Annotated in this window: 5 protein-coding genes; all 5 read left to right on the forward strand. The window is 76.0% G+C overall.

From position 1 onward, the window contains the following. On the forward strand, nucleotides 1–2,860 hold a 2,860-nt coding region (locus tag ABD317_RS31700; RefSeq protein ID WP_425582487.1), incomplete at its 5' end, for a lantibiotic dehydratase. Then, nucleotides 2,857–3,972 (forward strand): lantibiotic dehydratase C-terminal domain-containing protein, encoded by a 1,116-nt coding sequence (locus ABD317_RS31705; RefSeq protein ID WP_425582488.1) that lies wholly within the window; start codon nucleotides 2,857–2,859, stop codon nucleotides 3,970–3,972. The genes ABD317_RS31700 and ABD317_RS31705, both read left to right, overlap by 4 nt. Continuing rightward, complete coding sequence (locus ABD317_RS31710; RefSeq protein ID WP_344294470.1) at nucleotides 3,969–5,105, forward strand: site-2 protease family protein; 1,137 nt, start codon at nucleotides 3,969–3,971, stop codon at nucleotides 5,103–5,105. The genes ABD317_RS31705 and ABD317_RS31710 overlap by 4 nt, the downstream gene beginning before the upstream one ends. A 4-nt stretch (nucleotides 5,106–5,109) precedes the next feature. Further along, on the forward strand, nucleotides 5,110–6,069 hold the full coding sequence (locus ABD317_RS31715) for an ABC transporter ATP-binding protein (RefSeq protein WP_425582489.1): 960 nt from the start codon (nucleotides 5,110–5,112) through the stop codon (nucleotides 6,067–6,069). A gap of 44 nt (nucleotides 6,070–6,113) precedes the next feature. Further along, nucleotides 6,114–6,869 carry an ABC transporter permease gene (locus tag ABD317_RS31720; RefSeq protein WP_344294474.1) on the forward strand — a complete coding sequence of 252 codons (756 nt, stop codon included), beginning with the start codon at nucleotides 6,114–6,116 and terminating at the stop codon, nucleotides 6,867–6,869. The last annotated feature ends 144 nt before the right edge of the window (nucleotides 6,870–7,013 follow it).

The raw sequence follows: 7,013 nt of genomic DNA on the forward strand, positions 1-7,013 counted from the left end.
CCGGCCCTCCGACGCGCCCGCGGCGGGCGGCACCGCAGGCGGTGCCGCGCTGGGGCCGCGCTTTCTCGCCCGTATCGCCGGCATGCCCGCCGACGCCGTACGCGCCCTGCGCTCACCGGCCGTACGCGACTGGGCGGACGGCGTGCTCGCCGCCGAGGCCCGACTCGGCGACCTCGCCGGGCCGCTCGCGGACCGGCTGTACGACCTCGTCGCCGGCCGCGACGACGAGCGGGTGCGGCGCGACCTGCTGCGGCTGCGCCGGGAGGTGTTCAACGGGCGCCGGCCCGCCGACCCCCGGGCCGCGCTCACGCTCGTCGCCGGCCTCGCCCCGCAGGTGGCCGAGCCGCTGCGCGGCTGGCTGGAGCTGCGGGCCCGGCTGGACGACGACCTGGCGGCCGGCGAGGAGCTGCTGACCGCCGAACTCCTGCGTACCCGCGGCGCGCTGCGGGCCACCCTGGACGAGGACCGGCTGCGCGGCGGCGTGCTGCTGGCCTCGCCGGTGCTCGACGCGCAGCTGGACGCCTTCGCCGGCTCGGACCCGGCGCGGACCGACAAGCGGACGCGGAAGGTGGAGCGTTCGCTGCTCGCGTACCTCTACCGCACGGCGTGCAAGACGAGTCCGTTCGCCGCCTTCACCTCCGTCGCCCTGGGCCGGCTCACGGACGCCGCCTCCGCCGGCGAAGGGGCCCCCGCCGGCGAAGGGGCCGGCGACCCCGCCGCGCTGCGCATCACCGGCCCGTACACCCCCCGCAGCCACCCCCGCCTCAACGTCCTCGCCGTCGGCCGCCTCGCCGCCGCCGTCCTCGCCGACCCCCGCCGCCGCGCCGACCTCCCCGTCGCGCCCGCGCCCGGCTGGGGCCGCGACGAGGACCGGGTGCGCTACGTGCGCCGCTGGGTGACCGCGGGCGACGACGACACCGCGGTCACCTTCGACACCGTCAAGGACCAGCTGTTCTTCCTGCGCCGCAGCGGCGTGCTGGAGCGGATGCTCGGGCTGCTGGAGAAGCGGGAGACCGTCCGCTACGGGGAGCTGGCCGACTGGCTCGGCGCCGACCTCGACGCCGACCGCGAGGCCGTCGAGAAGTACCTGTCCGCGCTGCTCGACGTCGGCATGGTCCGGGTGCCCTGCCTCGACCTCGGCGCCCACGACACCGACCCGCTGCGCGCGTTCCAGCGGGCGCTGCGCGGTCTCGACCGGCCGTGGGCCGACGACGTGGCCGCCGCGCTGGAGGGCCCGGCGGACCTGCTGGCCCGCTACCCCGCCGCGTCGCCCGCGGAGCGGCGGGAGCTGCTGGGCGGGCTGCGCCGGGGGCTGGCGGACATCCAGCGGGAGCTGGGTGTGGCGCAGCCCCGGGTGCCGCGCACGGTGCTGTACGAGGACACGACGGTGCCGGAGGTGACGGCCACGGCCCGCCGCACCGCCGCCGCCGCTCCCGGCGCGCCCGCCGCGCCCGCCGGGCTGGTGGACGCGCTGGCCGGGCCGCTGGCGGCGGTGGAGCGGGTGCTGCCCGCGTTCGACCTGACGCTGCCGCAGCGGCTGACGCTGCGCGGTTTCTTCCTCGCCCGCTACGGCGCCGGCGGGCGCTGCACGGACCTGCTGAAGCTGATCCACGACTTCCACGAGGACTTCTTCGACCAGTACCTGTCGTTCACCTCGCGGCGCACGCCGTTCGACGCGCAGGGGGAGTACGTACCGGAGGAGAACTGGCTCGGGCTGCCGCAGCTGCGGGCGCTGGACGACGCGCGGCGCGCGTTCCACGCCGGGGTACGGGACCGCTGGGCCGAGCACGAGCGCACCGCGACCGGCACCGATGCCGGCGCCGAACTCGTCCTCGGCGCCGACCTGTTCGACGCCGTCGCCGACCGGCTCGCGGCGCTGCCGGCGGAGCCGGCGCTGCACAGCCACCACGTGCAGCTCGCCGGGTCCGAGCCGCTGGTGGTCCTCAACCGCTCGTACGGCGGGCTGCACTTCCCGTTCAGCCGCTTCACCCACTGCTTCGACGGCACCCCCGACGCCCCCGGCACCCCCGAAGAACCCGGCACCGCCGACCGCGGCCTCTCCGCCGGGCTGCGCGCCCGGGCCCGCGAACTCCAGCCGCCCGGCGCCGTCTTCGCCGAGGTCACCGGCGGCCCCGTGACCAGCAACCTCAACCTGCACGGCCGCCTGACCGACTACGAGATCGTCTGCCCCGGCGAGACCAGCTCCGTGCCGCCGGAGAACCGCATCGCGCTGGACGACCTCAGCCTGGAGCACGACCCCGCGACCGACCGGCTGGTGCTGCGCTCCGCCCGGCTCGGCCGCGAGGTGGTGCCGGTCTACCTCGGCTACCTCGTGCCGCTGGCCCTCCCCGAGATCCCGCGCACCCTGCTCCTGCTCTCGCCGACCTCGATGTCCCCGGTCGACGTCTGGGCCGGCGTCCCCGAGGGTGAGCCGGACGACGGCGTCACCCACCGCCCGCGGGTACGCCACGGCCGCCTCGTCCTCGCCCGCCGCTCCTGGCGCGCCCCCGCCACCGCCCTGCCGCCCCGCGCCGCCGGCACCGGGGACGGCGGCTGGCTGCTGGCCTGGCACCGCTGGCGCCGCCGGCACGGGCTGCCCGCCCGGGTGTACGCCATGGTCAAGGACGACGCGGCGCGCGGCGCGACCGGCGCCAAGCCGCAGTACGTCGACTTCGACAGCCCGCTGTCGCTGCTGGCCTTCGAGGGCCTGCTGCGCAGCGACGCGGCGCGCGTGACGTTCCGCGAGGCGCTGCCCGACGAGGACGGCCCGTACCTGACGACCGAGCACGGCGGCCACGTCGTGGAGCTGGCCGTGGAGACGGCCCCCGCGGCCGCCACCGCGGAAGGGGAGACCCCGTGACCGACCAGCCCGCACCCGCCGCCGAGGCCGCCCCCGCCGAGGCCGCCCCCGCCGAGGCCGCCGCCACCGGCGCCTGGCAGGCCCTGCACATCTACTACGCCGCCAACCCCGTCCCCCTGCTGCTCCAGTGCGTCCGCCCGCTCGTCCGCGAACTCCAGGACGACGGCCTCCTGCACCGCTGGTTCTTCCTCAACTACTGGCTCGAAGGCCCCCACGTGCGCCTCCGCCTCCTTCCCTCCTCCCCTGGGAAGGAGGCGGAGGTGCGGACCCGCGCGGAGCGCGCCGTCGACGCCTTCCTCGCCGAGCGGCCCGCGCTCTACCAGGTCGACTCCGGCTTCCTCAACGAGTTCTACAACCAGCTCTTCGACATCGAGTTCCGCCCCGAGGACCGCGTCGACTACACCGACCCCGAGGGCCGCATGAACCTGCGCCCCAACAACTCCCGCGCCTGGCTGCCGTACGAGCCCGAGTACGGCAAGTACGGCGGCCCGGCCGGCGTGGCGCTCGCCGAGTGGCACTTCGTCCGCTCCAGCGAGCTGGTGTGCGACGCGCTGCGCGACAAGAACCTGCACCTGCGCACCGTGCTGCTCGGCACGTCCGCGCAGCTCATGCTGATCATGTCGACCGCCTTCCTGCCCGCGGACGACCGGCTCGCGGACTTCCTCGACCGCTACTACACCTTCTGGCACCGCGCGTTCCCCGACACCGGCTTCATCGGCAGCGCCGAGTACGAGCGCAAGGCCGACGAGGTCGCCCCCGGGCTGCTCACCTGGCACGGCCGCATCCGCGCCGCCGCCGCGGGCGAGGGCACGCTGCCGGCGCTGCTGGCCCGCTGGGCGGAGCACTGCCGGGAGCTGCGCGGCCGGGTGGTGGCGCTGGCCGAGCGGGGCGAGCTGGTCTTCCGGTCCTGGGACGGCACGAAGGACGAGCCGGTCGACGACCCCGACGAGGCGCTGGAGCGGCTGCTGTCCCCGTACATGCACATGACCAACAACCGGCTGCACGTGACGATCCAGGACGAGGCGTACCTCTCGCACGTGCTCGCCCGGGCGCTGCACGCGCGGGCCGCCGGGCCCCAGCCGGTGCAGCCGGTCACCGGGAGCGTGCGGTGAGCAGCACCAGGGAGGCGCTGGCCGCCCACCAGCCCCGGCTGCGCCCCGGGGTGCTCGTCAGCGACGCGCTGCTGCACGGGCCCCGTACCGTGCACCTGGTCAAGGACACCGCCACCGGGCAGTCCTTCGAGGTGGGGCCGCGCGAGCGGTTCCTGATGGTACGGATGGACGGCTCCCGTACGGTCGCGGAGCTGGGCGGCGAGTACGCGGCCGCCTTCGGCAAGCGGCTCGGCGACGCGCACTGGGGCCGGCTTTTCCAGCTCCTCGGCGGCCACGGCCTGCTCGACGGCGCCCCGCGCCCGGAGCGCCCCGAGGGCTCCGAGGGCTCCGAGAGCGCAGCCGGGCCGGGGCCGGCGCCGGCCCGGGGTCTGCTCGCCGGCAGCGTACGGCTCGTCGCCGACGCCCACGGCACCGCCGGCCGGCTGCACCGCGCCACCGGCTTCCTCCTCGGCCCGGTCTGGGGCACCGTGCTGCTGGCGGCGCTCGGCGCGATGCTGCTGGTGCTCGCCCTGCACCCGGGCGAGCTGATCGACGGCGCCGCCGCCGTGTTCACCCAGCCGGTGCTGCTGGCGGCCGTGGCCACCGCGCTGTGGCTGTCCACCGCGCTGCACGAGCTGGCGCACGGCGTCGCCGCGCGGCACCACGGCGGCCGGGTCCGGGAGATCGGGCTCCGCTGGCGGCTGCCCGTGGTGATCATGTACTGCACCGTCGACGACTACATGTTCCTCCCCGGCCGCCGGCACCGCATCGTGATCGCGGCCGCCGGGGCGGTCGCCAACCTGCTGTTCCTGCTGCCGTTCTGCTGCTGGTGGCTGCTCGCCCCCGACGGCGCGACCCGCGACGGCCTCGCCGGGCTGCTGTTCCTCGGCGTGCTGCAGGCCGCGGCGATGCTCGTGCCGCTGCCGCCGCTCGACGGGTACACCATCGCCTGCCAGCTCCTCGGCGGGCTGCGGCTCGTCGAGTCCAGCCGCACGTACCTCTCCCTGGCGCTGCGCCGCTCCCCGGACGCCGCCGCGTACCCGCGCCGCGCCCGCGCCGCCTACCTCGGCTACGCGGCCGGCACGGCGCTGACGGTCGCGGCGCTGGCGGTGGTGCTGGTGCTGCTGGTCCGCGCCGTGGTGCTGGCGGCGTAGGCCGATGACCCACGCTCCCGCAGAACCCGCGAAGGAGACCTCCGTGACCGACACCGACGACCCCGCCGGGCAGCCCCCGGCCGTCCGCCTGGCGGCGGTGCGCAAGAGCTACGGCGACGTGCGGGCGGTGGACGAGGTCTCGTTCACGGTCCGGCGCGGCGAGTTCTTCGGCCTCCTCGGCCCCAACGGCGCGGGCAAGACCACGCTCATCGAGATCATGGAGGGCCTGCGGGAGGCCGACGGCGGCACGGTCGAGGTGCTGGGCCGGCGGCCCTGGCCCCGGGACCCGGAGCTGCTGCCGCGGCTGGGTGTGCAGACGCAGAGTTCGGCGTTCTTCGTCCGGCTCACCGCGTACGAGCACCTGAAGACCATGGCCGCGCTCTACCGGGCAGAACGCGCCGCCGCCGACCGTACGCTGGCGCTCGTCGGCCTCACCGAGCAGGCGGGCGTACGGGTGGAGAACCTGTCCGGCGGGCAGCGGCAGCGCCTCGCGATCGCCTCGGCGCTCGTCCACGGGCCGGAGCTGATCTTCCTGGACGAGCCGACCGCCGCGCTCGACCCGCAGGCCAGGCGGGCGCTGTGGGAGGTGCTGCGGGACCTGAAGCGGGCCGGCCGCACCATCGTCTACACCACCCACCACCTGGACGAGGCCGAGGCGCTGTGCGACCGCGTCGCGATCGTCAACCACGGCCGGGTCACCGCCCTGGACACCCCCGGCCGGCTCGTCGCGCGCGGCGGCTCCGCGGTGTGGCTGCTGGTGCCCGCCGAGCGGCTGAGCGAGGAGGACGCCCGGGTGCTGCCCGGCGTCACCGAGGTCACCCGCGAGTCCGACGCCCTGGTGCTGCGCACCGAGGACGCCGGGCCGGTGCTGGCCGCGGTGGAGAAGGCCGCGGGGCTGCACGGGGTGCGTACCCGCACGGCCAGCCTGGAGGACGTCTACCTCCAGCTCACGGGCCAGGACTGACAGTTGACCCCCGCCGCCGACGACGACATCCGTAGGGACGTGCCATGAGTGCCTATTCCGCGCTGGCGGAGGCCGGCTACCGGGCGTACACCCGGGACAAGACCACGCTGTTCTTCACCTTCGCCTTCCCGCTGCTCTTCCTCGTCGTCTTCGGGCTGATCTTCCACGGCCAGGACGTGGCGGAGAGCGGCCGGCCCTACATCGCGTACATCGCGCCCGGGGTGCTGTCCTGGGGCGTCGGCAACGCGGCCGTCTTCGGCGTCGGCTTCGTGCTGATGCAGTGGCGCCGCGACGACATCCTGCGGGTCATCCGCATGACGCCGACGCCGCTGTCCGCCGTGCTGGGCTCGCGCTACGTGCTGGCCGTGGGCATCGGCCTGGTGCAGGCGGTGCTGTTCGTGGCGGTGGCGCTGCTGCCGGTGATGGGCCTCGAACTGGCCGCGGGCTGGCCGCTGGCGGTGCCGGTGCTGGTGCTGGGCATCACGGCGTTCCTGGCGCTGGGCGCGATCGTCGGCTCCTACGCCCGTACGCCGGAAGCGGTGGCGGCGGTCGCGAACTTCCTGATGGTGCCGATGGCGTTCCTGTCCGGCTCGTTCTACCCGCTGGACGCCATGCCGTCGTGGATGCAGGCGATGAGCTGGGTGCTGCCGCTGCGGCACCTCAACGACGGGGTGTCGGCGGCGCTCACCGACGCGGGCGGCGGCGCGGACGTCGCGGTGGCGTGCGGCGGGCTGGTGGCATTCGCGGCGGTGTTCGGGGCGGTGGCGTTCCGCGTCTTCCGCTGGAGCGACCGGACATGACGGCGGCGACGGCGGCCGGCGCCGCGGCCGGACAACAGACCCGGGCGGTACGGGACGAGCCCGGCGCCCCCTTCGAGGCGGCCCGCGCCTGGCTGGCGGAGGTGCTGCGCGCCCGCTGGGCGGCCGGCGAGGGCGTCGCCGCGG

The sequence above is a fragment of the Streptomyces synnematoformans genome (assembly GCF_039531005.1).
Lineage (GTDB): Bacteria > Actinomycetota > Actinomycetes > Streptomycetales > Streptomycetaceae > Streptomyces > Streptomyces synnematoformans.

Excerpts from the sequence above, each read along its gene's own strand:
- ABD317_RS31715 (WP_425582489.1), top strand. The coding sequence starts at position 5,110 with ATGACCCACGCTCCCGCAGAACCCGCGAAGGAGACCTCCGTGACCGAC.
- ABD317_RS31720 (WP_344294474.1), top strand. The coding sequence starts at position 6,114 with ATGAGTGCCTATTCCGCGCTGGCGGAGGCCGGCTACCGGGCGTACACC.